Annotated in this window: 19 protein-coding genes and 6 tRNA genes; 4 read left to right on the forward strand and 21 right to left on the reverse strand. The window is 62.4% G+C overall.

The genetic code is table 11. The features are described from left to right. Positions 1-113: 113 nt before the first annotated feature. From INS93_RS11880 to leuC, 8 genes are all read right to left on the reverse strand, one after another. Positions 114-767, reverse strand: coding sequence for a phosphoribosylanthranilate isomerase (locus INS93_RS11880; RefSeq protein ID WP_192982140.1), 654 nt, complete (start codon positions 765-767; stop codon positions 114-116). Positions 768-791: 24 nt separating this feature from the next. Beyond that, on the reverse strand, positions 792-1,655 hold the full coding sequence (gene truA / locus INS93_RS11885) for a tRNA pseudouridine(38-40) synthase TruA (protein ID WP_160016660.1): 864 nt from the start codon (positions 1,653-1,655) through the stop codon (positions 792-794). A gap of 7 nt (positions 1,656-1,662) precedes the next feature. Next, positions 1,663-4,485 carry a FimV family protein gene (locus tag INS93_RS11890; RefSeq protein ID WP_192982142.1) on the reverse strand — a complete coding sequence of 941 codons (2,823 nt, stop codon included), beginning with the start codon at positions 4,483-4,485 and terminating at the stop codon, positions 1,663-1,665. 154 nt (positions 4,486-4,639) lie between these two features. Then, entirely contained in the window at positions 4,640-5,650 is a 1,011-nt protein-coding gene (locus INS93_RS11895) for an aspartate-semialdehyde dehydrogenase (protein ID WP_192982144.1), read from the reverse strand. Positions 5,651-5,788: 138 nt separating this feature from the next. Further along, on the reverse strand, positions 5,789-6,901 hold the full coding sequence (asd, locus tag INS93_RS11900) for an aspartate-semialdehyde dehydrogenase (RefSeq protein ID WP_160016664.1): 1,113 nt from the start codon (positions 6,899-6,901) through the stop codon (positions 5,789-5,791). Between the two features lie 56 nt (positions 6,902-6,957). Continuing rightward, the gene (leuB, locus tag INS93_RS11905) at positions 6,958-8,040 is read right to left on the reverse strand and encodes a 3-isopropylmalate dehydrogenase (RefSeq protein ID WP_192982146.1); all 1,083 of its coding nucleotides are present in this window, start codon (positions 8,038-8,040) and stop codon (positions 6,958-6,960) included. Between the two features lie 100 nt (positions 8,041-8,140). Further along, the gene (gene leuD, locus INS93_RS11910; protein ID WP_160016667.1) at positions 8,141-8,788 is read right to left on the reverse strand and encodes a 3-isopropylmalate dehydratase small subunit; all 648 of its coding nucleotides are present in this window, start codon (positions 8,786-8,788) and stop codon (positions 8,141-8,143) included. Positions 8,789-8,799: 11 nt separating this feature from the next. Next, positions 8,800-10,227, reverse strand: coding sequence for a 3-isopropylmalate dehydratase large subunit (leuC, locus tag INS93_RS11915; RefSeq protein ID WP_160016668.1), 1,428 nt, complete (start codon positions 10,225-10,227; stop codon positions 8,800-8,802). Between the two features lie 224 nt (positions 10,228-10,451). Here leuC and INS93_RS11920 point away from each other — a divergent pair, with 224 nt between their 5' ends. Together INS93_RS11920 and INS93_RS11925 are read left to right on the forward strand one after the other, a co-directional pair. Next, positions 10,452-11,333, forward strand: coding sequence for a LysR family transcriptional regulator (locus INS93_RS11920; RefSeq protein ID WP_192982416.1), 882 nt, complete (start codon positions 10,452-10,454; stop codon positions 11,331-11,333). A 102-nt stretch (positions 11,334-11,435) separates the two neighbouring features. Beyond that, complete coding sequence (locus INS93_RS11925) at positions 11,436-14,723, forward strand: PAS domain S-box protein (protein ID WP_192982148.1); 3,288 nt, start codon at positions 11,436-11,438, stop codon at positions 14,721-14,723. Between the two features lie 118 nt (positions 14,724-14,841). Here the strand turns inward: INS93_RS11925 and INS93_RS11930 are convergent, their stop codons facing one another. After that, positions 14,842-15,291 (reverse strand): Hsp20 family protein, encoded by a 450-nt coding sequence (locus INS93_RS11930; protein ID WP_160016671.1) that lies wholly within the window; start codon positions 15,289-15,291, stop codon positions 14,842-14,844. A 171-nt stretch (positions 15,292-15,462) separates the two neighbouring features. After that, positions 15,463-16,410: a tRNA dihydrouridine synthase gene (locus INS93_RS11935; RefSeq protein WP_192982151.1), complete on the reverse strand. Its 948-nt coding sequence runs from the start codon at positions 16,408-16,410 to the stop codon at positions 15,463-15,465. A gap of 192 nt (positions 16,411-16,602) precedes the next feature. On the opposite strand from INS93_RS11935, the gene INS93_RS11940 reads away from it, so the two are divergent. Beyond that, positions 16,603-16,998, forward strand: a complete 396-nt coding sequence (locus INS93_RS11940) for a hypothetical protein (RefSeq protein ID WP_192982153.1) — start codon at positions 16,603-16,605, stop codon at positions 16,996-16,998. 6 nt (positions 16,999-17,004) lie between these two features. Here INS93_RS11940 and INS93_RS11945 read toward each other — a convergent pair whose 3' ends face one another. After that, a complete protein-coding gene (locus INS93_RS11945; RefSeq protein ID WP_192982156.1) occupies positions 17,005-17,454 on the reverse strand; it encodes an acyl-CoA thioesterase in 450 nt (149 codons plus the stop codon). A 203-nt stretch (positions 17,455-17,657) separates the two neighbouring features. Here INS93_RS11945 and INS93_RS11950 point away from each other — a divergent pair, with 203 nt between their 5' ends. After that, positions 17,658-19,520 (forward strand): diguanylate cyclase, encoded by a 1,863-nt coding sequence (locus INS93_RS11950; RefSeq protein WP_226945489.1) that lies wholly within the window; start codon positions 17,658-17,660, stop codon positions 19,518-19,520. Here the strand turns inward: INS93_RS11950 and INS93_RS11955 are convergent. The 10 genes from INS93_RS11955 to INS93_RS12000 all read right to left on the reverse strand — a co-directional run bounded on the left by INS93_RS11955 (position 19,490) and on the right by INS93_RS12000 (position 24,421). Then, positions 19,490-20,329, reverse strand: a complete 840-nt coding sequence (locus tag INS93_RS11955; protein WP_160016675.1) for an alpha/beta fold hydrolase — start codon at positions 20,327-20,329, stop codon at positions 19,490-19,492. The genes INS93_RS11950 and INS93_RS11955 overlap by 31 nt on opposite strands. 23 nt (positions 20,330-20,352) lie before the next feature. After that, positions 20,353-20,892 carry a TetR/AcrR family transcriptional regulator gene (locus INS93_RS11960; protein WP_192982158.1) on the reverse strand — a complete coding sequence of 180 codons (540 nt, stop codon included), beginning with the start codon at positions 20,890-20,892 and terminating at the stop codon, positions 20,353-20,355. A 184-nt stretch (positions 20,893-21,076) separates the two neighbouring features. Next, positions 21,077-21,152 (reverse strand) — tRNA-Glu (locus tag INS93_RS11965). 48 nt (positions 21,153-21,200) lie between these two features. Further along, positions 21,201-21,276: transfer RNA gene (locus tag INS93_RS11970), tRNA-Ala, on the reverse strand. 47 nt (positions 21,277-21,323) lie between these two features. Continuing rightward, a tRNA-Glu gene (locus INS93_RS11975) sits at positions 21,324-21,399 on the reverse strand. Between the two features lie 48 nt (positions 21,400-21,447). Continuing rightward, a tRNA-Ala gene (locus INS93_RS11980) sits at positions 21,448-21,523 on the reverse strand. A gap of 49 nt (positions 21,524-21,572) precedes the next feature. Beyond that, positions 21,573-21,648, reverse strand: a tRNA-Glu gene (locus tag INS93_RS11985). A gap of 60 nt (positions 21,649-21,708) precedes the next feature. Further along, positions 21,709-21,784, reverse strand: a tRNA-Ala gene (locus INS93_RS11990). A gap of 201 nt (positions 21,785-21,985) precedes the next feature. Beyond that, complete coding sequence (gltX, locus tag INS93_RS11995) at positions 21,986-23,467, reverse strand: glutamate--tRNA ligase (protein WP_192982161.1); 1,482 nt, start codon at positions 23,465-23,467, stop codon at positions 21,986-21,988. Between the two features lie 33 nt (positions 23,468-23,500). After that, on the reverse strand, positions 23,501-24,421 hold the full coding sequence (locus tag INS93_RS12000) for a LysR family transcriptional regulator (protein ID WP_059391720.1): 921 nt from the start codon (positions 24,419-24,421) through the stop codon (positions 23,501-23,503). Positions 24,422-24,449: the final 28 nt, after the last annotated feature.

Raw genomic sequence — 24,449 nt, forward strand, 5'->3', positions numbered from 1 at the left:
TCGGATGAACGCCTCATCGTGAAACGCCCATCTCCAGCAATTCTTTTCTGCCGCACCCAGCGCCCGTCGAAACGAGCCCATGGCGGCGTGACAGGCTAATTGACGGCCCTGCTTCAATCGCCGTCACATCGAGCATCACGCACCGCCCGCACGAATGCACGAATCTTGCCTGCATCCTTTATGCCTTTACTGGCCTCTACCCCACCACTGACGTCGACGGCATAAGGGCGCACCTGGCGAATGGCCCGCGCGACATTGTCCGAATCGAGGCCGCCGGCCAGGATGATTGGTTTGGCGGCATCTTCAGGCACCAGCGACCAATCGAACGAAGCGCCCGTACCACCCGGCACGCCCTCGACGAAGGTATCCAGCAGAATACCCCGCGCACCAGTGTAGGGCGCCATGGCTGCCGCCACGTCCTCACCGGGGCGAACCCGCAGCGCCTTGATATAGGGGCGGCCAAAGCCTTCACAGTCGGCTGGCGACTCGTCACCGTGAAACTGCAGCAGATCCAGCGGCAGGCGCTGCAGCAACTGCTGCAGCTCGTCGCGCGGCATGTCGACGAACAGCCCGACAGTGGTCACGAACGGCGGTAAGGCATGCAGGATCGCAGCGGCCTGCTCGACACTGACTGCTCGCGGGCTTTTCCCGTAGAACACCAGACCAATAGCGTCGGCTCCCGCCTCCACCACCGCCAGGGCATCCTCGATGCGGGTGATACCACAAATCTTGCTGCGTACGACCGTCACGTTCATGCCTCTCGCCATGCGGGTTCGGATGGTAACAAAGGGTTATGGCTGTCGCACGTCCGGAAGACCAGAGAGAAAATGCGGCCCGAGATAGCGCTGCGGCAATTCGAACTCCTCCGGGTAATCGACCTGTATCAGATAGAGACCGTAGGGGTGCGCCGTCACTCCCCCGCTATGTCGATCACCGCGCTCGAGCACCTCCCGCGCCCATTCTGGCGACCGCTCGCCGGCACCAATGGTCATCAGCACACCCGCGATGTTACGCACCATATGGTGCAGAAAAGCATTGGCGCGGATATCCAGCACGATGAAGCGGCCATGCTCGATCAGTTGCAGGTGGTGCACGGTCTTGACCGGTGACTTGGCCTGGCAGCGGGTTGCCCGGAAGGCGCTGAAATCATGAGTGCCTACCAGCGCCAGGGCCGCTTCACGCATGCGCGCCACATCCAGCGGGCGATGATTCCAGGTCACTTCCTCGGCCATGTGCGCCGGGCGAATCGGATCGTTGTAGATCACGTAGCGGTAGCGTCGCGCCATTGCCGAGAAGCGCGCATGAAAGTGCGCCGGCATCACCTTCGCCCAGGTCACGCTGATGTCAGCGGGCAAATTCATGTTGGCGCCCATGATCCAGGCGTGCAGCGAACGCTCGACAGTGGTATCGAAATGCACCACCTGACCACTGGAATGCACAGAGGCATCGGTACGTCCGGCGCACAGAATGCTGACCGGGGCACCACCAGCGACTTTGGACAAGGCCGTTTCCAGATGACCCTGGATCGACGGAACATTCGCGCCCTGGCGTTGGAACCCACGATAACGTGCGCCCTTGTATTCGAGGCCCAGAGCGATTCTGAAAAAGCCAGCGGCCGCCATTTCGGCGGCCGCTACAGGTACTGCATCAGACATGTTTCAATCAAACCATCTTGGCAATCATCTCGCGAGCTTCCTGCTGCTGAGCATCACTGCCCTCGGCAATCACTTCATCAAGAATGTCGCGGGCACCTTCAGTGTCGCCCATGTCGATATAGGCCCGGGCCAGATCCAGCTTGGTCGCGGTTTCATCGGTACCGGACAGGAAGTCGAAGTCATCATCGCCATCCAGATCACTGGACAGGCTACTGGCCGGTGCCAGCGGAGCTGCTTGCGGCTCTTCGAAATCAGTCGACAGCTGATCCAGCTCAGCGGTCACCTCGTCCAGCTGCGCGGCGAAGCTATCAGGCGCGACAGCCGGCTGAGCCGGAGTTTCATCTTCGAGCGAGAGATCGAAGTCAGCCGGCAGATCGAGATTGGCAGACGGCGTTTCTTCAGCCAGATCGATGCTCAGATCGGAAAGATCGTCAGCCGACTGGTTCAGCGGCGCATCGTCATCGAGGCTCAGCAGGAAATCATCAACTTCGTCGCTGGCTGCCGGAGCAGGTTCATCCAGGTCCAGGCTGAAGGCGGACAGATCGTCGCTCGGCCGGGACAGTTCGACCTTGTCATCATCCAGGGCCAGATCGAAGCTCAGATCGTCATCGGCAGAAGCTGCCGGCGCGGCTGGCTCATCGACCAGACCGAAGTCCAGATCATCGTCCAGCGACAACGGCGCTTGGTCAGTCCTGGCTGACTGAACATCACTCTCCAGATCAGCCTCCAGATCGTCGAGGCTCAGATCGAAGGCATCATCCAGATCACCACCAGTGGAAGCAGGCGCCTCAGCGGTCGGCCCATCCAGGCTGAGGTCGTCCAGACTGAACTCGCCCATGTCGTCATCGGCGGAGGCAGCGGCCGCTACGGCACCCGCACCCGCGAAGGCAGCGATCGCCGGATACTTGGACTTCAGCTGCTCGGCTTCGGCATTCACGCCGCCGATCTCGCGCAGTTCATTATCCTGACGGGCAAAGCCTTCGCGATCACCCAGCTCGGCATAGACTTCCATCAGCTTCAGACGCAGATCGGCACGATGTGGCTCGTCATTGATGGCGTTCTGCAGCAGTTCGGCCGCCTGATTGAAGCGCCCGTAAGCAATGTAGATATCGGCCTCGCCCAGCGCGTCGCCAGTCTGCGCCGTAACGCGGTCTTCGCCAGCGCCCTGAGCGGCCTGGACAGGCTCGTCGTCAAGGCCTGCGAAGCTGCCTTCAGGCATGTCCAGATCGGAGGCGAACGCCTGCCCCTGGGACAAGTCGTCAGCCAGTTCATCTTGCAGCTCGGACTCTTTCTGGGCGTTGCGGCGCGACAGCGCCATCAAGCCAACCAGCAGGAGCAGAAGCGCACCACCACCGGCCAAACCCAGCGTCATCGGGTTAGCCAGCAGGTCATCGATGAAACCCTGCGGGGCCGGTGCAGGCGCAGGAGCAGGTGTAGCAGGTTTGGCGGCTTCGGCCGGCTTGACCGGGGCGGCTGGTTCAACGGCAGCAGCCGGCTCACTGGCCGGCTGCTGGGTTGCGGCGGCGCTGTCCTCGACAGGCGCAGCCGGTTCCTCGGAATAGTTGTAGTCAGGCGCCGCCTCCTCAGGCGGCGTAGTCGGCGGCGTTGTCGCTTGCGCAGCGGGCGGCGCGGCTTCAGGCGCCGCTGCCGGAGTTTCCGCAGGCGGCTCTTGCGTTGCGGCAGGAGCAGGAGCTTCGGGCGCTGCCGACAGGTCGGCCTGCATCTTGGCCAACTGACTGTCCTTCAGCTCTACCAGACGCTGCAACTTGTCCAGCTGGCTTTGCAGATCACCTACACGGCTCTGCAGCTCGGCGTTCTCGCGACGGGTCGAATCCAGACTTTCCTGAGTCACTGCCAGCTTGTCAGCCAGCGCCTTGCTTCCAGCCGCACCGGTATCGCTACCGCGAGTGGCCTGACCAGCCTCAGCAGCAACCAACTTAAGACTGTCGCCCGCCTCTGCAGTCGCCGGTGCTGCGCCAGCGGTGGTACGGCGAGTGGCATCCAGTTGACGCGAGGCGACGGCACGACCTTCACGCCAGGCTGCATTCTGCTCGGAGACCTGAGCGATCGCCTCGGCATTGCTGCGACTACGAATCTGCTGTTCGTCCGGCAGACGTAGCACCTGACCGCTCTTCATACGGTTGATATTGCCGCCAATGAAAGCATCCGGATTCAGGTCCTGGATAGCCAGCATGGTCTGATTGACCGAACCACCGCCAACACGCTGGGCGATTTCCCAGAGCGTATCGTTGGCAGTGGTTTTGTATTCGCTACCGGAAATGGCGCGCGCTGCAGGCGCTGGTGCAGCAGGACGCGGTGCAGGTGCAGGAGCAACGCTGCGTGGCGCAGGCGCTGGAGCGGAGGCCGGACGCGGTGCAGGTGCGGCGACCGGCAGCTGCGGAGCAGCGGCGACTGCCGTTTGCGGGGAATAAAGTGGCGGATCGAGCAGCAGGGTGTATTCACGCAGCAGGCGACCGTTCGGCCAGAGCACTTCAACCAGGAAATTGAGGTAGGGCTCACGCACGGTCTTGCTCGAGGTGATGCGGATAACGCTCTTGCCGTTGGGTTTCAATACAGGGGTGAACTTGAGGTCGGTCAGAAAGTACTGACGATCGACGCCAGCTTTGACGAACTCCTCAGGAGACGCGAGGCTGGTAATCACCTCATTGGAAGCAAGGTCGCGCACCTCCAGCAATTCGATTTCCGCTACCAACGGCTGATTCAGCGACGATTGCAGGGTAACTTCACCCAACCCCAGCGCATGCGCCATACCGGAAGACAGCGCGGAAGCGGCTGCGATTGCCAGCACCAGTTTGCGAACCCGAACCATAGCGTTATCCCTTGTTTTATCTTTTTCTCGGCATGCGAGAGGGTCTTGAGAACTGCTGCCTGCCTCCGCTCCACGAGCGGCTCCCCATTCAGCAATCAACTCAGCCAGTATTGCCAAGCTAGAAAGATTCTTCAAATTTCTAGGTAAGTATCTTTTACAGATAGTGTTTTATCAATAACTCAGCTATCTGCACAGCATTCAGGGCGGCGCCTTTTCTTACATTATCAGACGCAATCCACAAATTGAGTTGCCTTGGATCGCTCACACCACGACGGATACGCCCCACGTACACCTGATCCTGCCCCACCGCATCACCCACTGCAGTCGGGTAGTCGCCGGCCTCTACCAACTCGATACCTTGCGCGACCTCGAGCAACTGCTGCACGGCACTGATATCGATATCCGAATCAGCATACACACCCAGCGCGAGACTATCGCCAAAGAATACTGGCACCAAGGCGCAGGTCGCTGCGACCGGAAGCTCAGGCAGACTCAACAATTGTCGAATCTCGGCGGCCAGACGCTTCTCCAGCTGAGCATGCCCTTGATCATCCACCTCGCCGACCTGCGCCAGCAGATTGAACGCGATCTGTCGATCCACCGTCTTCGGTTCCAGAGGGCGCCCGTTGAGCAGCTCAGCGGTCTGCCGTGCCAGCTCCTGAACGCCACTGCGCCCCAGTGTGGAAATCGACAGCATGGCCGTCACCTGCAACTGCTGCGGCTTTAGCACAGGCTTCAGTGCTGCCAGTACCAACGCACAGGCAACCGCCGAAGGCGTCGGCGCACTGACGCACCACGGCTTGGTCAATGCCGGCAGCCCTTCGGCGCCGAGCTCGGGCAATACGCATGGCGCCTGATCCAGCGAAAAAGCAGCGCTCAGATCGATAACGGAACAACCGGCTGCGACCACGCGCTCCTGATGGGTGCGTGTCACTTCAGAACCTGCGGCAAAGAAAGCCAGTTGCACCTGAGTGAAATCGAAGGCATCGAGCGACCTGACCCGCACCTGCCGACCACGGAAAGAAAGACTCTGCCCAGCCGACTCGTTGCTGGCCAGCAGATGCAGATCCTTCACCGGGAACTCACGCTCTTCGAGCAACTCGACCAGCGCTTCGCCGACGTTGCTGGTGGCGCCGATCACGGCGATATTGATGGACTGACTCATGAGCGGACCTGCGACACAGAGGGAGCGGCACTGTAACTGCGCCCCATCGCCCAAGCAATCAGCTTGCGCCCCCATAAAACACAAAGCCCCTCTGCCGAGACAGAAGGGCTTTGTTTGACGCTGGATATCAGCCTGCGGTTAACGCTCCAGCAGAATCCGCAGCATGCGGCGCAGCGGCTCGGCAGCGCCCCACAGCAGTTGGTCACCGACAGTGAACGCGCCCAGGTACTGCGAACCCATGTTGAGCTTGCGCAGACGACCGACCGGAACACTGAGGGTGCCGGTCACGGCAGTCGGGCCGAGGTCGCGGATGGAATCTTCGCGATGGTTCGGCACCAGCTTGACCCAGGGATTGTGCTGGCTGATCAGGCCTTCGATGTCGGCCATCGGCACATCCTTGTTCAGTTTGATGGTCAGCGCCTGGCTGTGGCAGCGCATGGCGCCGATGCGCACGCAAATGCCATCGACCGGGATCGGGTTCTTGAAGCGACCGAGAATCTTGTTGGTTTCGGCCTGAGCCTTCCACTCTTCACGGCTCTGCCCGTTCGGCAGTTCCTTGTCGATGTAGGGAATCAGGCTGCCGGCCAGCGGTACGCCGAAGTTGTCGACCGGGAAGCCTTCGCCACGCATGGCCTCAGCCACCTTGCGGTCGATGTCGAGAATGGCGCTGGCCGGGTCGGCCAATTCGTCGGCAACGGCACCGTTGATCGCGCCCATCTGCTTGATCAGCTCACGCATGTTCTGCGCGCCAGCCCCGGAGGCAGCCTGGTAGGTCATGGCACTCATCCACTCCACCAGACCAGCCTCGTACAGGCCACCGAGAGCCATCAGCATCAGGCTGACGGTGCAGTTGCCGCCGATGTAGTTCCTGGTACCGGCGTCCAGCGCCTGGTCGATCACCTTGCGGTTGACCGGATCGAGCACGATCACCGAGTCGTCATCCATACGCAGGCTGGAGGCCGCATCGATCCAGTAGCCCTGCCAGCCGGCTTCACGCAGCTTGGGGAATACTTCATTGGTGTAGTCGCCGCCCTGGCAGGTCAGGATCACGTCCAGGCCCTTGAGGTCGTCAATGCTGTAGGCATCTTTCAGCGTCGCGATGTCCTTGCCGATGGCAGGGCCTTGGCCACCGACATTGGAAGTGGTGAAGAACACCGGCTCGATCAGGTCGAAGTCCCGTTCTTCCAGCATGCGCTGCATGAGCACGGAACCGACCATGCCACGCCAACCGATCAGACCTACACGTTTCATAACGACTACACCTATATAAACAGCCCGCCGGAACCACACCGGCGGGGCTGGGAAGATTACAGACTACGCAGCGCGGAGGCCACTGCATCACCCATCTCAGCAGTACCGACCTTGGTCTTGCCTTCGGACCAGATGTCGCCCGTGCGCAGGCCCTGATCCAGTACCAGGCTCACCGCCTTCTCGATGGCATCGGCGGCAGCGACCTGGCCGAAGCTGTAACGCAGCATCATGGAGACCGAGAGAATAGTGGCCAGCGGGTTGGCGATGCCCTTGCCGGCGATGTCCGGCGCGGAGCCATGGCAAGGTTCGTACATACCCTTATTGTTGGCGTCCAGGGATGCCGACGGCAGCATGCCGATGGAGCCGGTCAGCATCGAAGCTTCGTCAGACAAAATGTCACCAAACATGTTGTCGGTGACCATCACGTCGAATTGCTTGGGTGCACGCACCAGCTGCATGGCGGCGTTGTCGACGTACATGTGGCTCAATTCGACGTCCGGGTAGTCCTTGGCCACTTCCTCGACCACGGCGCGCCACAGCTGGCTGGACGCCAGGACGTTGGCCTTGTCCACCGAGCACAGCTTCTTGCCGCGCACGCGCGCCATGTCGAAACCGACCTTGGCGATGCGGCGGATTTCGCTCTCGCTGTACGGCAGGGTGTCGAACGCCATGCGCTCACCGTTTTCCAGCACCTTGCTTTCGCGCGGCTGGCCGAAGTAGATGCCACCGGTCAGCTCACGGACGATGAGGATATCCAGGCCAGCGACCACTTCCGGCTTGAGGCTGGAGGCTTCGGCCAGTTGCGGGTAGAGGATGGCCGGACGCAGGTTGCCGAACAGGCCTAGCTGCGAGCGGATCTTCAGCAGGCCGCGCTCGGGGCGGATGGCCGGATCGATGGTGTCCCACTTCGGCCCGCCAACGGCGCCGAGCAGCACGGCATCGGCAGCCTTGGCGCGCGCCAGGGTCTCGTCGGCCAGCGGCACGCCATAACGGTCGATAGCGGCGCCACCCAGGTCATCGAAGCTCAGCTCGAAGCCCAGGGCGTATTTGTCGTTGGCAAGGTTCAGCACCTTGACCGCCTCGGCCATGATTTCCGGGCCGATACCGTCGCCGGGGAGAACCAGAATCTGCTTGCTCATTGCATCCCTCAATCTATCCGTAGGGTGGATGACGCTGCTTTCATCCACCGAAACCCAGCACGGTGGATGGATAAAGCGCCATCCACCCTACCTTCATGTATTACTTGATTGCGCCGAACAGCCAGGGGCTGCTCTGCTGGTAACCGACCTCGAACGCCTTGATCGCGTCCTGATCCTGCAGCGTAAGGCCGATGTCGTCCAGGCCATTGAGCAGGCAGTGCTTGCGAAAAGCATCGACCTCGAAGCTGTACTGCACGCCATCGGGGCGGGTCACGGTCTGCGCCTGGAGATCGACGGTCAGTTGGTAACCCTCGGTGGCTTCGGCCTGCTCGAACAGCGCATCGACCTCTTCGTCCTTGAGGACGATCGGCAGCAGGCCGTTCTTGAAGCTGTTGTTGAAAAAGATGTCGGCAAAGCTCGGCGCTATCACCGTGCGGAAACCGTATTCGTCCAGTGCCCAAGGCGCATGCTCGCGCGAAGAGCCGCAGCCGAAGTTCTCGCGGGCCAGCAGCACGCTAGCGCCCTGGTAGCGCGGGAAGTTGAGCACGAAATCCTTGTTGATCGGGCGCTTGGAGTTGTCCTGGTTCGGCTGGCCGACATCCAGATAACGCCATTCGTCGAACAGGTTCGGACCAAAGCCGGTGCGCTTGATCGACTTCAGGAACTGCTTGGGAATGATCTGATCGGTGTCGACGTTGGCACGGTCGAGCGGACAGACCAGGCCGGTGTGTTGGGTAAAGGCTTTCATCATCTAGCTCCTCAGGCCTGGATCAATTCGCGAACGTCGATGAAACGACCGGTTACCGCAGCAGCGGCAGCCATGGCCGGGCTCACCAGGTGGGTACGGCCACCAGCGCCCTGACGGCCCTCGAAGTTGCGGTTGGAGGTCGAGGCGCAATGCTCGCCACTGCCCAGCTTGTCCGGGTTCATCGCCAGGCACATGGAGCAACCCGGCTCACGCCATTCGAAACCGGCCTCGATGAAGATCTTGTCCAGCCCCTCGGCCTCGGCCTGCTGTTTCACCAGGCCAGAACCCGGCACCACCATGGCTTGCTTGACGGTGCTGGCGACCTTGCGCCCCTTGGCCACCTCGGCAGCAGCGCGCAGGTCTTCGATGCGCGAGTTGGTGCAGGAGCCGATGAACACGCGGTCCAGCTGGATATCGGTGATCGGCTGGTTGGCGCTCAGCCCCATGTACTTCAGTGCGCGGGTGATCGAGTCCTTCTTCACCGGGTCGGCTTCGGCGGCCGGGTCCGGCACGTTCTGGTCGACGGCCAAAACCATCTCCGGCGAGGTGCCCCAGCTGACTTGCGGCTTGATGTCTTCGGCTTTCAATTCGACCACGGTGTCGAACACCGCATCGGCGTCAGACACCAGGCTCTGCCATTGCGCCACGGCCTTGTCCCAGTCACTGCCCTTGGGCGCGAATGGACGACCCTTGACGTAGGCAATGGTTTTCTCGTCCACGGCCACCAGGCCTACACGGGCACCAGCTTCGATGGACATGTTGCAGATGGTCATGCGTCCTTCCAGCGACAGGTCGCGGATGGCGCTGCCGGCGAACTCCAGCGCGTGGCCATTGCCACCGGCGGTGCCGATCTTGCCGATCACGGCGAGCACGATGTCCTTGGCGGTGACGCCGAACGGCAGCTTGCCTTCGACGCGCACCTGCATGTTCTTCATCTTCTTGGCCACCAGGCACTGGGTGGCGAGCACATGCTCGACCTCGGAGGTGCCGATGCCGTGGGCCAGCGCACCGAAGGCGCCATGGGTAGAAGTGTGCGAGTCGCCACAGACCACGGTCATGCCCGGCAAGGTGGCGCCCTGCTCCGGACCGACCACGTGGACAATGCCCTGGCGCACATCGTTCATCTTGAACTCGAGGATGCCGAAGTCATCGCAGTTCTCGTCCAGGGTCCGTACCTGAATGCGCGAAACCTCATCGGCGATGGCCTCGAGGCCACCCTGACGCTCGGCCTTGGTGGTCGGCACGTTGTGATCCGGGGTGGCGATGTTGGCGTCGATGCGCCACGGCTTGCGCCCGGCCAGGCGCAGGCCCTCGAAGGCCTGCGGCGAGGTCACTTCGTGAAGGATGTGACGATCGATGTAGATCAACGAAGAACCGTCGTCGCGACGTTTCACTTCGTGCATTTCCCAGAGCTTGTCGTAGAGCGTCTTGCCAGTCATCAGCCTTACCTCATCAGCGCCTTTTGAGCACATCCGCAAACTGCCTGCGTTATCACCGCCCGGCGTCAGAAGTGCACCTTTCTATGCCTGGGCGAAAATGGCCCTTCGGCTTATGGGGAGAATGCTATTGCCAGGCACGAAATAACTCAAATTCATATTTTTTATTCAAAGGATTCCGAAGAGGAATGTATGCTCAGCGCATCATTACTGACCCGGAGCGCTCCATGGATCTGGCCAACCTCAATGCCTTCATCGCCATTGCCGAAACCGGCAGCTTTTCCGAAGCCGGCGAGCGCCTGCACCTGACCCAGCCTGCCGTGAGCAAGCGCATCGCCGGCCTGGAACAGCAACTGGGCGTGCGTCTGTTCGACCGCCTCGGTCGCGAGATTGGCCTGACCCAAGCCGGCCGCGCCCTGTTGCCGCGCGCCTACCAGATTCTCAACGTGCTGGACGATACCCGTCGCGCGCTGACCAACCTCTCCGGTGAAGTCAGCGGCCGCCTGACCCTGGCGACCAGCCACCACATCGGCCTGCATCGCCTGCCCGCCCTGCTGCGCGCCTTTACCCGCGCCCATCCGCAGGTGGCGCTGGATATCCAGTTCCTCGACTCGGAGGTCGCGTACGAAGAAGTCCTGCATGGCCGCGCCGAACTGGCGGTGATCACCCTCGCCCCGGAAACACGTGAGCCGATCCGCGCCGTCGCCGTGTGGGACGACCCTCTGGATTTCGTCGCCGCACCGGAACACCCACTGGCCCGCAGCCAAATGATCAGCCTGGCCGACGTGGCGCAGCACCCAGCCGTATTTCCCGGCGGCAACACCTTCACCCATCACATCGTCCAGCGCCTGTTCGAGGCCCAGAGCCTGACACCCAATATCGCCATGAGCACCAACTACCTGGAAACCATCAAGATGATGGTCTCCATCGGCCTGGCCTGGAGCGTGCTGCCCCGCACCATGCTCGATGATCAGGTCGCGCGCCTGCCGATACCGGGCATCCAGCTGACCCGCCAGTTGGGCTACATCCTGCATACCGAGCGCACCCTGTCGAATGCCGCACGGGCATTCATGGATTTGCTCGACAGCCAGCGCGATGATCTTGCATAGGCATCCGAACTGAGACTAACGTGGCGACATAACGACAAAAACATACCTACATGCCTCTAAAGCCCGCCCCGCAAACCGCGCACTCCGGAGGAAGGTACGGCCATGGCCAGATCGACTGACCAGACCCCGCCCCTGCCACATATACCGGCGATGGATCCCGCCGAATTCGAGCAAACCTGGCAAGACGCGCCACGTTTGCTGGCTGCGCTGAACGGTGCGCACCTCGGTACCTGGTATTGGGACATTCGCAGTGGCCAGGTGAACTGGTCGCGCGGCGCCCAGGCACTGTTCGGCCTCGATCCCAATCGCCCGGTCACGCGAGAACTGCACTACATCGAGCTGATCCCCGAAGAGGAACGCGCCGACGTTCTGGCTAAATTCGACGCCATCCTCAAGGGCGAACAGATTGCCAACGCCCTGCGCCACCGCATCCGCTGGCCGGACGGCAGCCTGCACTGGCTGGAGATCACCGGCAGTCTGCAACGCGAGGCCGATGGTCGGCCGCGCATGTTCGGCGTGATCCGCGACATCAGCGCCCAGCAGGAGCGTGCCGAGGCCCTGCGCGCCTCCGAGGAACGCTTCGCCAGCCTGTTCCGCCTGAGCCCGGACATCATGATGCTGGTGCGCTATGACACCAGTGAGGTCGTCGAGGTCAACCAGCACTTCACCCACGCCTTCGGCTGGAACGCCAGCGACATTCTTGGCCGCACTACCCATGAGCTGAATCTCTGGGTACACGCCAGCCAGCGCGACCAGTTGCGCCAGCAGGCGCCGCTTAGCCGGGAACCAGTGATTCAGGAAGTACAACTGCGCACCCGGGGCGGCAATATTCTCGATGGCGTGCTGTCGAGTCAGTACATCGAGCTGCAGGGCGAGCGCCTGATGCTCTGCACCTTCCTCGATACCAGCGAACGCAAGCGCGCAGAAAACGCCCTGCGCGCCAGTGAGGAAAAGTTCGCCAAGGCCTTCATGCATACGCCTGACGCGGTGGCCATCACTGACCGGGGGACAGGCCGCTTCATCGAGGTCAACCCGAGTTTCGAGCAGCAATTTGGCTGGAGCAGCGCCGAAGCCGTGGGCCGCACCTCGCTGGAGCTAGGCATCTGGGCTGACCCCAGCGACCGTCAACGCATGCTCGACGCCGTACAGACCGGGCGCCTGAACAACCTCGAGGTACGGCTGTTCAGCCGCGACGGCAGCGTCACCAGTAACTTGCTGTTCGGTGGCGAAATAGAGCTGAACGGCACCTCCTGTCTGGTCCTCACCGTGCGCAACATCACCGAGCAGCGCGCGCAGGAGCAGGCACTCAACGAAAGCAAGCAGCGCCTGCGCCTTGCCCTGGAGTCGGCCGATCTGGGCACCTGGGACTGGCACATTCCCAGTAGTCGGCTGTTTGCCAGCGCCCGGGCCTCCCAGCTGCAAGGCCTGGAGTCGCTACCGTTCGAAGGCGCCTTCCTCGACTTCTTCCGTCAGGTACCGATGGAAGATCGACGCAGTCTGCGCCAGAGCTACCAGAGCCTGGTCGAAGAGCACCGCAGCCACTATCAGGTCACCTACCGTGTGCAACTGAAAAATGGCGGCCTGCGCTTTCTCGAAAGCACTGCCAAACTGCAGCTCGACGAGGCCGGCCAACCGCTGCGCATGGTCGGCACGCTGGTCGATATCAGCGAGCGACTGCTGCGCGAACAGCGCCTGCAAGCCTCGGAAGAGAAGTTCGCCAAGGCCTTCCACTCCAGTCCGGACGCCATCACCATCACCGAACGGGACAGCGGGCGCTACATCGAGGTCAACGAAGGCTTCACCCGCATCACCGGCTACCAGGGCTGGGAGGTGATCGGCCGCACGGTGCATGAGCTGGACATCTGGGCCTACCCCGAAGAGCGCGTACGGATGATCGAACACCTGGCCCAGCAGGGCCAGGTGCTGCACATGGAAATGCACGGCCGGCATCGGGACGGTGAAGTGCGTCTGGTCGACGTTTCCGTGCAGCCCATCGAGCTCAATGGCGTGCCCTGCCTGCTGCTCACTGCACGCGACATCAGCGAACTGAAGCAGGCGCAGGCGCAAGTACAGCACCTGGCCTACCACGATGCGTTGACCAACCTGCCCAACCGCGCCCTGCTGATGGATCGCCTGACCCAGCAGATCGCCCTGCTCAAGCGCCATGATCTGCGCGGCGCCCTGCTGTTTCTCGACCTCGACCACTTCAAGCACATCAACGATTCACTCGGCCACCCCGTCGGCGACTCCGTGCTGCGTCTGGTCACCGCGCGCCTGGAAGCCAGCGTGCGCCTCGAAGACACCGTGGCCCGCCTCGGCGGCGACGAATTCGTGGTGCTGCTCTCCGGCCTGGAGGGCAAGCGCTCGGAGGTCACCCGCCATGTCCGCCAGGTCGCCGACAAGCTGCGCCAGTTGCTCGCCGAACCGATGCTGCTGGACGGCCACCGCCTGCAGGTGACCCCGAGCATCGGCGTCGCCCTGATTCCCGATCACGGCAATACTCCGGCGGATCTGCTCAAGCGCGCCGATATCGCCCTCTACCGCGCCAAGGATTCCGGACGTAACGCCATCCAGCTGTTCCGCACCACCATGCAGGAAGCGGCCAGCGCACGTCTGCGTCTGGAGAACGATCTGCGCCTGGCCCTGGCACGCGGCGAATTCGAACTGCACTTCCAGCCCCAGGTGGACGCTCGTGATGGCCAGGTGGTCGGCGCCGAGGCACTGCTGCGCTGGCAACATCCGCAGCTGGGCCCCCAGTCGCCCGCGCAGTTCATCCAGGTGCTGGAAGAAAGCGGGCTGATCGTCGAAGTCGGTGGCTGGGTGCTGGCCGAGGCCTGCCATTTCTGCTCCCAGCTACTCGCGGGCGGCTTGATCGACAGCGAACGCTTCAGCCTGTGCGTCAATATCAGCCCTCGCCAGTTCCGCCAGCACGATTTCGTCGAACGGGTAGCGACCAGCCTGCGCGACAGCCAACTGCCCAACGCCATGCTCAAGCTGGAGATCACCGAAGGCATCGTCATTCAGAACATCGATGACACCGTCGGCAAGATGCTGCGCCTGAAAAAGCACGGCGTCAGCTTCGCCATGGACGATTTCGGCACGGGCTACAGTTCGCTGACCTATCTCAAGCGCCTGCCGGTGGACATGCTGAAGATCGACCAGTCCTTCGTGCGTGACGCCACCAACGACCCCAACGATGCCGAGATCATCCGAGCAATCGTCGCCATGGCGCGCAGCCTGGGCCTGGCGCTGATCGCTGAGGGCGTCGAGCAGCAAGATCAATTGGACTTCCTGCAGGCGCAAGACTGCCATCTCTATCAGGGCTATCTGTTCAGCAAACCATTGCCGCAGGAAGCCTTTCGTGAACTACTGGAAAGGCAGCGACCGTAACCGGACAGCACTCTCGGTGCGCACAGCGCATCCTACCGACGAAACAGCCGGAACCAGACTTTTGCCTGAAGTGAAAAAGGCGCCCCAAGGGGCGCCTTCTTCATCATCAGCTATCGACTCAGCTTTCCAGCGCCGGACGCTGGCTGCCGATAGGAATGCGCTTGGCCTTGGCCTCTTCCGGCACGATGCGCTCCAGCTCGACATGGAGCAGGCCATTGGCCAGGTTGGCGCCCTTGACCTCGATATGGTCAGCCAGGCGGAACGACAGCTTGAATGCACGCTGGGCGATGCCCTGATGCAGGTAGCTGATGCTCTCGGCGCTGCGGTCACGCTTGTTGCCGACCACGGTCAGCACGCCACGCTCGACCTGCAACTCCAGGTCGTCTTCCTCGAAGCCGGCAGCCGCGACCACGATGCGGTAGTGGTCCTCGCCATGCTTCTCGACGTTGTAGGGCGGGTAGGAACTGCCGGCGTCATTGCTGCGCAGGGCAGATTCGAAAAGATCGTTGAAACGGTCGAAACCGACAGACTGGCGAAACAGTGGGGCCAGGGACAGTACGTTGCTCATGAGTAATCTCCTGAAATTTCAGCAAGTGTCATATCGCGGAACCCGACTTCGGCATCCCGCAGTCACTTATCTGAGGTCACTCGGACATTTTTCAAGAGCTGGAAAATTGCTCACGACCAACAGGGCAAGAGGCACACATTCATGCCTGGCAGGCGGTGCGCACAGCGCACCCTATGGAAATGGCGCAAGCAGCTGGTCGATGCGCTCGCAATCCTGTTCGCGGCGCACCTCAGCGAACAGCGCGACAGCTTCCGGGTAGGTACGGGTAAGCATCGCCAGCCACTGCTTCAAACGCCCCGGCGCATAGCGTGGCGCCAGCTTGCGCCGTGCCTGCTGCCAGAAGTCGAGCAGCAGCGGCTGCAGCTCGGCCCAGCTCATTTCCTCAGGCTCTTCGCCAGCTCTGACCGCCGCGATCTGCCGCGCCAGCCCCGGCCGAGAAACCAGGCCGCGCCCCAGCATGATGTCATCCACGCCGCTGATCTCGCGGCAGCGGCGCCAGTCGTCCAGCGTCCACACCTCGCCATTGGCGAATACCGGCACGGTGACCACCTCCTGCACCCGCGCCACCCACTCCCAATGCGCTGGCGGCTTGTAACCCTCGACCTTGGTCCGCGCATGCACGACGATCTGGCTCGCCCCGCCCTCGGCAAGCGCTCGCGCGCAGTCCAGCGCGCCCTCCTTGCCCTCGAAGCCCAGGCGCATCTTCGCCGTCACCGGAATCTCGGCCGGTACCGTGCGCCGCACTTCACGGACGATGGCGTGCAGCAACTCCGGCTCCTTGAGCAGCACCGCGCCGCCCCGCGACTTGTTCACCGTCTTGGCCGGACAGCCGAAGTTGAGATCGATCACTGGCGCACCGAGGGTACAGGCGAAGGCAGCGTTGTCCGCCAGGCACTGCGGATCCGAACCCAGAAACTGCACACGCATTGGTGTGCCAGCCAGGGTGCGCGAGCCGTTGAACAGCTCAGGCGCCAGCTTGTGATAAGTCGCAGCCGGCAACAGCCGTTCGCTGACGCGAATGAACTCGGTGACGCACCAGTCGATACCGCCGACACGAGTCAGTACGTCGCGCAGAATCTCGTCGACCAGTCCCTCCATGGGCGCCAGGGCGATTTGCATGAGGTTGTCCGGAAAAATGGGGCGCACAGTCTAACAGCCCGTTGAAAAACGTAGGCGACGACTGCATGGATGCAGGAGGTAGAGCGACGCAGGAGGCCAAAGCCGAGGTAGTTTTTCAATGGCCTGTTAAGGGGTCGCGCGCGGCGCGCAACATGGGCCACACTGGTGCCTCGCCAAACAGGGAGGCTTGCCATGCGTTATCTCGCACTGATCGTAGTGGGTATGTGCTGTTTGGGGGCACAAGCCAACGAGGCGGTGCCCAGCGACATCGCGCCAATGCCTGCAGACCCGACGGCCGATGCGCCAGCTCGCCTGATATTCAGTCGCGACAACAACGCACCGAATGCCTGCGACGTGGAGCTCTACGTCAACCAGCAGGTAGTGGCGAAACTCGGCCCCGGCAAGCACACCAGCCTGGATCTGCCCAGCGGCGAACTGAGCGTAGCCGTGGCCATGTCGCCAGATGGCTATTGCGCAGGCCGTGGGCCGGACGTGGCGCAATCGGTCATCCTGCGCCCCGGTGAAACCCGCCAGTTCGACGTCATGGTCGAGCCGGGGCAGGTATTTCTCGCGCCGGCGATCGACTGAGCGGCCTTACAGCTCCAGCGGATAGGACGGCATCAGCGCCTTGCCATAACCTTCGACGAACTCCGCTGGCATGCGCTTGGGGCGACCGCTGGACAACTCGATGCAGACGAAGGTGGTCTTGGCGCGCAGCAAGGTCGCGCCATCTTCCGGGCGAACCAGCTGGAAGCGCCGATCCATCTTCAGGCGCTGGTCGGACTCGACGATCCAGGTCGCCATCTGCAGATGCTGCCCTTCGTAAGCACTGGCCAGATAGTCGATCTCGTGACGCACCACGGCCATGGCCCGATCCAGACGGCGATACTCGACCAGGTCCAGCCCCAGGAACTGCGAATGCCGCCAGGCGCAGCGCTCCAGCCAACTGACGTACACCGCATTATTGGCATGGCCGAGGCCGTCGATGTCCTCTGCGCTCACTTCGATATCGATGACGAAGGGGCTGGGCAACTCCCAGTTCATGACTGTACCTCCAGGTGTGCAGCCCGCATGTGGCAAGCTGGGTGATCCGATTCATGAGCGTGGCCGCCAGCATCCTCGGCGACCGTTCGGCCAGGTGCTGCATGATACGCCGCGCAGCCCTTGCATGCAGTGCCGAGCTTTCATCGCGTCATCGCCGCGCGCCATAATGCAGTGCACTCGCCTGAGAGCCCGAGAACGAGCAATTGACTGCCATCCTGCGCCTACTGATGCTTTTGCTGCTGCCAGCGCTGACCTGGGCAGAAAGCCTGCCGCTGCCGATCGGTCAGGCGCAGACACTGCCCGGTCCCTATATGCACGTCTGGGAGGACCCGGACGGCCAGGCCGACTTCATGGATGTCAGCGCACTCCCCGACTCCGCCTGGCAGGTCGTCGCCCGGCGCGATGCCAGCTTCGGCTACAGCGGCAGCACCTATTGGCTGCGCCTGGATGTGCACAATCCGCACAACCGCTCGCTTGGCTGGGTCCTACTGATCGGCAATCCCTTGCTGGATCAACTCGACGCCTACGGCCTGGACGGCAAGCGCATCTACCGCGCCGGCGACCAGCGCCCCTTTGACTGGCGCTGGGTCGCACACCGGCAACTGGTACTCCCCCTCACCCTGGAGTCTGGCGAGCAGCAGCGCATCTGGCTGCGCATGCAAACCGATGGCTCGGCGAACCTCAGCGCCAGCCTGATGACGCGCGAAGCCTTCGACCTCCAGGAACAGCGCAGCCTGTTGCTACAAGGCCTGTTCTTCGGCGCCCTGATCGCGATGCTGATCTATAACCTGAGCATTTTCTGCATCACTCGCGATCGCAACTACCTCTGGTACAGCCTGTTCGTCGCCAGCTTCAGCCTCTACCAGTTCATTCAACTCGGCTTCGCCCTGCAATGGCTGTGGCCCAACGCCCTGAGCTGGCATCAACTGAGCTTCCCGCTCAGCTCGGCACTGGCGACACTGTTCGGCATTCACTTCACCTACGGCGTGCTGGAACTGGACAAGGCCGCGCGGCCTTACCGCTGGGTCGCCAACACACTCAAGGCCTGCGCCTGGCTGGTGCTGGGCATGGCGCTGTTTGGCCCCTACGCACCAGCCCTGATCGGCAGCTTCGTGCTGGTGGTCGCCTGCGCCGTGGCTGCCTTCATCATCACCCTGCTGCGCTGGCGGGGCGGTTACGCGGCCGCGCGCCTGTTCGCCCTGGGCTGGTTCGTGCTTATTGCTGCCAGCCTTGCCAGCATCCTCACCGGCACAGGGCTGCTGCCTTACTCGCTGCTGACCCTGCATGCCCAGCAGATCGGCGGCCTGATCGAGATGACAGTGTTCTCCATCGCCCTGGCCTCACGTATCCGCCACGCGCAGGAAGCAGAACGCCTGGCCCAGGCCAAACTGATCGACCAGGAACGCCGCCTGCGCACCGAGCAGACCAGGCACCTGGAACTGCAGACGCAGATCAGCGAAAGCCTGGAACAGCGCGTACAGGAGCGTACCGCGACCCTGCAGGACACCCTGCATCAACTGTCCAGCGCCAACCTGCGCCTGGCCGAACTGAATCGTCGCGACGGACTCACCGGCCTGTTCAATCGCCAGACACTCAGCGAAGAACTGGCACGCGCCTGCGCCCGCGCCGAGCGCAGCCGACAGTCGCTGGCGGTATTGATGCTGGATCTGGATCACTTCAAGCAGGTCAATGATCGCTACGGCCACCTGGCTGGCGATGCCTGCCTGCGTCATGCGGCCCAGCGCATTCAACAACGCCTGCGCAGCAGCGATCTGCTGGCACGCTTCGGCGGCGAAGAGTTCGCCGCCCTGCTCGACAGCACGGATCTGACCGGCGCACTCGATCTGGCCGAGCGACTGCGCGAGGACCTCGCGCAAAACCCTTGCATCTATCAACAAACGCCGATAGCGCTGAGTATGAGTATCGGCCTGTACGCCGGAGTACCGAGCGACCCCGGCTGCGGCGAGCAATGGCTGGAACTGGCAGACCGTGCCCTGTATAGCGCCAAGGCAAGCGGTCGTAACCGTGTAGTCAGTTACGAAGCCAGCGCCTTCAACGACGTCTGAGGCACCGTATCCAGCAGCTCGAGCACGGCCTGCAGAAGCAACGGATCGCTCAGCAGACGCTGATGCCCACCCGCAGGCAGGCGCAGCAGCTGGCTGTCGAACCAGGCCTTGTGGATCAGATCGGCTTCGCTCGCCGGCACCACCTGATCATCCGCGGCATGCACGATCAGACCCGGCAGTTCCAGCTGATAACGCTGCACGTCGAGATGCGCAGCCGGGATGCCGGCGGTCTTTTCCACCTGATGCACGAAATGCGCACGCGCTTCGGCAGGCAACCCCATGAATCGAGCGAAGCCGCGCAACAGCCCCAAGATGCGGCTCGGCGCGGCGATGGTCACCAGGGTCTCGCTGCGCAAGCCCATTTGCGTAGCCAGCAGCGCGCTGGCCCCTCCCATCGAGTGACCGATCACGGCGCGTAGCGGCGGCAACTCACTGGCGGCCTCGAGCAGCGCACGTGCGAACAGCACCACATTGGCCTCACGCCCCGGCGATTGACCATGGGCGGGCGCGTCCAGTGCGACGACACCATAACCCGCATCGACAAGGCCGCGAATCAGCAGCGCGAACTGGGTCGGGCGCCCCTCCCAGCCATGCATCAGCAACACTGTAGGGCCGCTACCCCAACGCAACGCAGAGAGACCGAAACGCAGGGTAATACGCTCTGAACTTGCCAGCAGCGGCAGCTCCCAATCCCGCGGCGACGAAGTGCGCGGCGTCATGAAACGTTCGCGCAAACGACTGGCGATCAGTTGCGGCGCCACTCTACCCAGCGTTGCATTGACACCACGGACCCAGGTCATCTGGTTCATCACCCTCTCCTTCACGCTTGATTTCACACAACTGCCGACTTGGCAGCACGCAGCACCCGGTCGGACAATTCGCCAGGCCCCAAGGCCCGCGCCAGCGCCAGACCACCGATCATCAGCGCCAAGTCAGCCAGCGCCACATCGCCCTCTTCCGGCGCCCCGCTCATTTGCGCGGTCATCAACTCGATGTGTTCAGCCAGGGTCTGGCGAAAACCATCCGGCAACCGCGCAATTTCCGCCAGCGAACTCGGTAGCGGGCAGCGCTCGTCATTGTCATCACGGTGCCTGCGCGAAAGGTAGAACGCGGCCAAGAGCACTCGGCGCTCTCTGCCTGTCAGGCTCTGATCGACCTGCGCCAGTCGCTCACGCCGCACCAGGAGCAACTGGCGAAAGGCCTCGAGCATCAGCGCATCCTTGCTGGCGAAGTGCGCGTAGAAGCCGCCGACCGTCAACCCCGCCTCCGCCATGACCTCAGCCACCGCCGGGTCACCAGGCCCGCGCTCTGCGAGCACTCGCCCTGCCGCAGCGAGAATGCGCTTACGAGTTTCACTCTTGCGTTCGCTCATGATCGCGCCCTTGATATGATGAACACAATATTACGGCCATCATATTAATTTGCAAGCCAGCCGATCGACCGCCGGTCAGCATTACCAGGCAGGCGCACCAGCATCGGAAAAAGAAGGGGCGAAAACAAAAAGGGGCCACTTCCGAAGAAGTGACCCCTGGGTCCCGCAAACGCGGCAAGAAAAATGGCGTCCCCTAGGGGACTCGAACCCCTGTTACCGCCGTGAAAGGGCGGTGTCCTAGGCCACTAGACGAAGGGGACGAAACCTTCGAACGACAAGGCCAGCACTAGGCTGGCCTTGAGTGTGATTGGTGGAGCTAAACGGGATCGAACCGTTGACCTCTTGCATGCCATGCAAGCGCTCTCCCAGCTGAGCTATAGCCCCAAAACCTTGCGGTCGGTTCGCAACACTTGAGCGCTGCGACTGGAAAATGGCGTCCCCTAGGGGACTCGAACCCCTGTTACCGCCGTGAAAGGGCGGTGTCCTAGGCCACTAGACGAAGGGGACAAAACCTTCGAAGAACAAGGCCAGCACTAGGCTGGCCTTGTCAGTGTTTGGTGGAGCTAAACGGGATCGAACCGTTGACCTCTTGCATGCCATGCAAGCGCTCTCCCAGCTGAGCTATAGCCCCAAAACCTTTCGGTCTGGCTGCAACGCCTGAGCGCTGCGGCTGGAATAAATGGCGTCCCCTAGGGGACTCGAACCCCTGTTACCGCCGTGAAAGGGCGGTGTCCTAGGCCACTAGACGAAGGGGACGCAAGACCCTGATCGTGAATCGACTTACGTCGACTCTGGCACTCCCGAAGGAGCCGAGATTGGTGGAGCTAAACGGGATCGAACCGTTGACCTCTTGCATGCCATGCAAGCGCTCTCCCAGCTGAGCTATAGCCCCATCTCGAGGACGGGGCGCATGTTAAGAGCGCCCCGACTGGCTGTCAACAACATTTTTCCTGCCAGCCCAAAGTTTTTGCCACTAGAACAATTACTTAGAGCCTCACTCGTGGAAAGTTAGCTGCAACCGTGGGAGGCGCTTCAGCGGCGACAAAATCAAATCATCGCGGCTAAAGCCCCTCCCACAGTTGCACGCCTCGACTTAGCCGATGCTCGCCAGCAGCTTCTCCCACTCCTTGGCCTCTTTCTTCGAGGTGCCACCGAGCAACTCCAGCGCCTGACGCAGGCGGAAGCGCGTCAGGTCCGGGCCGAGGATTTCCATGGCGTCGAGCACGGAAACCGAGCTGGCCTGGCCGGTGATCGCCGCGAACATCAGCGGCATGGCATCACGCAGCTTCAACTCCAGATGCTCGACCACCGCCTGAATGCAGCCGGTGATGCGATCCTTTTCCCACTGACGCAGCGACTCGAGCTTCCACAGGATCAGTTGCATCAGCTGGCGCACCTGATCGGCCGAGAGTTTCTTGTGCTCGAACAGCTTGGCGTCCAGATTCAGGCCACCGGAGAAGAAGAAGCCCGCCAGCGGTGCGATCTGGCTGAACGTCTCCACCCTGCCCTGAACGTGCGGCGCGATCTTCATCAGGTAGTCGGGATTGAGCGCCCACTTCTGCACTTCGGCAGCGAAGGTTTCTACCGGCAGCTCGCGCAGCCATTGGCCGTTGAGCCAGGACAGCTTCTCCAGGTCGAAGATCGGCCCGCCCAGCGACACGCGGTTGATGTCGAAGTGCTCGATCATCTCGGCGAGCGAGAACTTCTCGCGCTCGTCCGGCATCGACCAGCCCATGCGGCCGAGGTAGTTGAGCATGGCCTGCGGCAGGTAGCCCATGCGCTCGTAGAAGGTGATGCTGGTGGGGTTCTTGCGCTTGGACAGCTTGCTCTTGTCCGGATTACGCAGCAGCGGCATGTAGCACAGCGCCGGCTGCTCCCAACCGAAGTATTCGTAGAGCTTGATCAGCTTGGGCGCCGACGGCAGCCACTCCTCGCCACGCAGCACATGGGTGATGCCCATCAGGTGGTCATCGACCACGTTGGCCAGGAAGTAGGTGGGTAGGCCGTCGGCCTTCATCAGCACCTGCATGTCCATGCGATCCCACGGGATCTCGACGTTGCCACGCAGCATGTCCGGCACCACGCAAACACCTTCACTCGGTACCTTCATGCGCACCACATGCGACTCACCCGCAGCGATGCGGCGCTGCGCCTCGGCCGGCTCCAGATGCATGCAGTGACCGTCGTAGCGCGGGGTTTCCTTGTTGGCCATCTGCTGCGCGCGCACTTCGTCGAGGCGCTCGGCTGAGCAGAAGCACGGGAAGGCATGGCCTTTGCCGACCAGCTCGTCCGAGTATTTCTTGTAGATCTCGCCACGCTCACTCTGCCGGTACGGACCGTGCGGGCCGCCGACATCCGGGCCCTCGTCCCATTCGATGCCCAGCCAGCGCAGTGCATCGAAAATCTGCTGTTCGGACTCACGAGTCGAGCGAACCTGGTCGGTGTCTTCGATGCGCAGGATGAACTGGCCACCGTGCTGACGAGCGAAGCACAGGTTGAACAACGCGATATAGGCGGTGCCGACATGGGGGTCGCCAGTGGGCGATGGCGCGATACGGGTACGGACGGTGGTCATGAATGCTCTCGGAAGGAAGACACGAGGTTTGAATCAAGCGGGCGATGTTAGCAGGCCGACGGCCCCCGGCTCCAGCAGCCCGCCACGGGTGATCGGCAAGCTGGCGATGAGGAAGTCGAGGAAGGTCTTGACCTTCATCGCCTGGAAGCGCCGTGACGGGTAGATGGCGTAGACCTCTCCCACCGGCAGGCGCGCCTCGGGCAGCAGCTCGACCAGACGCCCGCTGCGCACCGCCTCCTCACTGATCATCACCGGCAGCCCGCAAATCCCGGCCCCTGCTAGCGTCGCCTCACGGGCAAAGGTGATGTTGTTGCAGGTCATCACCCGCTGGCACGGCAGATGCTCGCCCAACAGCGGCCAGTAACGCGGAGCGTCATGCTGCAGGAGTATCGCCCGATGCCCCTCCAGCCCGGCAACGCTGCGCGGCGTCCCGTGCGCCGCCAGATAGGCGGGACTGGCGCACAGACGCCGGCCACTTTCGAACAACTTGCGCGCGATCAGCGTGGAGTCCTGCGGCTGGCCGACCTGGATGGCGATGTCCACGCCCTCCTCCAGCGGGTCCACGGATCGCGAAGTCAGCTCCACCTCGGCGTCGATCTGCGGGTACTGACGCATGAACTCGCCCAGCACTCGCCCGAGAAACAGCTGGCCGAACTCGATCGGTGAAGTGATGCGTAACAGTCCGGACGGCTCGCGCTGCAGTTGCATCACGGCCTGCTCGGCCTCGGCGAAGTCGAGCATGATCTGCCGGCAACGCTCGTAGTAAGCCTGCCCCACCTCGGTCAGGCGCAACTTGCGCGTGGTGCGATTGAGCAGACGTACGCCAAGACGCTCTTCCAGCAACGCGATACGCCGGCTCACCGTCGATTTCTGCATCCCCAGGCTGGTCGCCGCCTGCGTGAAACTGTGGCACTCCACCACCCGGGTGAAAATCAAAGCATCATCCAGCCCCATGATTGTTCCTCATACGCAACAAAGCATG

The organism is Pseudomonas sp. EggHat1 (assembly GCF_014892995.1).
Classification (GTDB): Bacteria; Pseudomonadota; Gammaproteobacteria; order Pseudomonadales; family Pseudomonadaceae; genus Aquipseudomonas; species Aquipseudomonas chaetocerotis.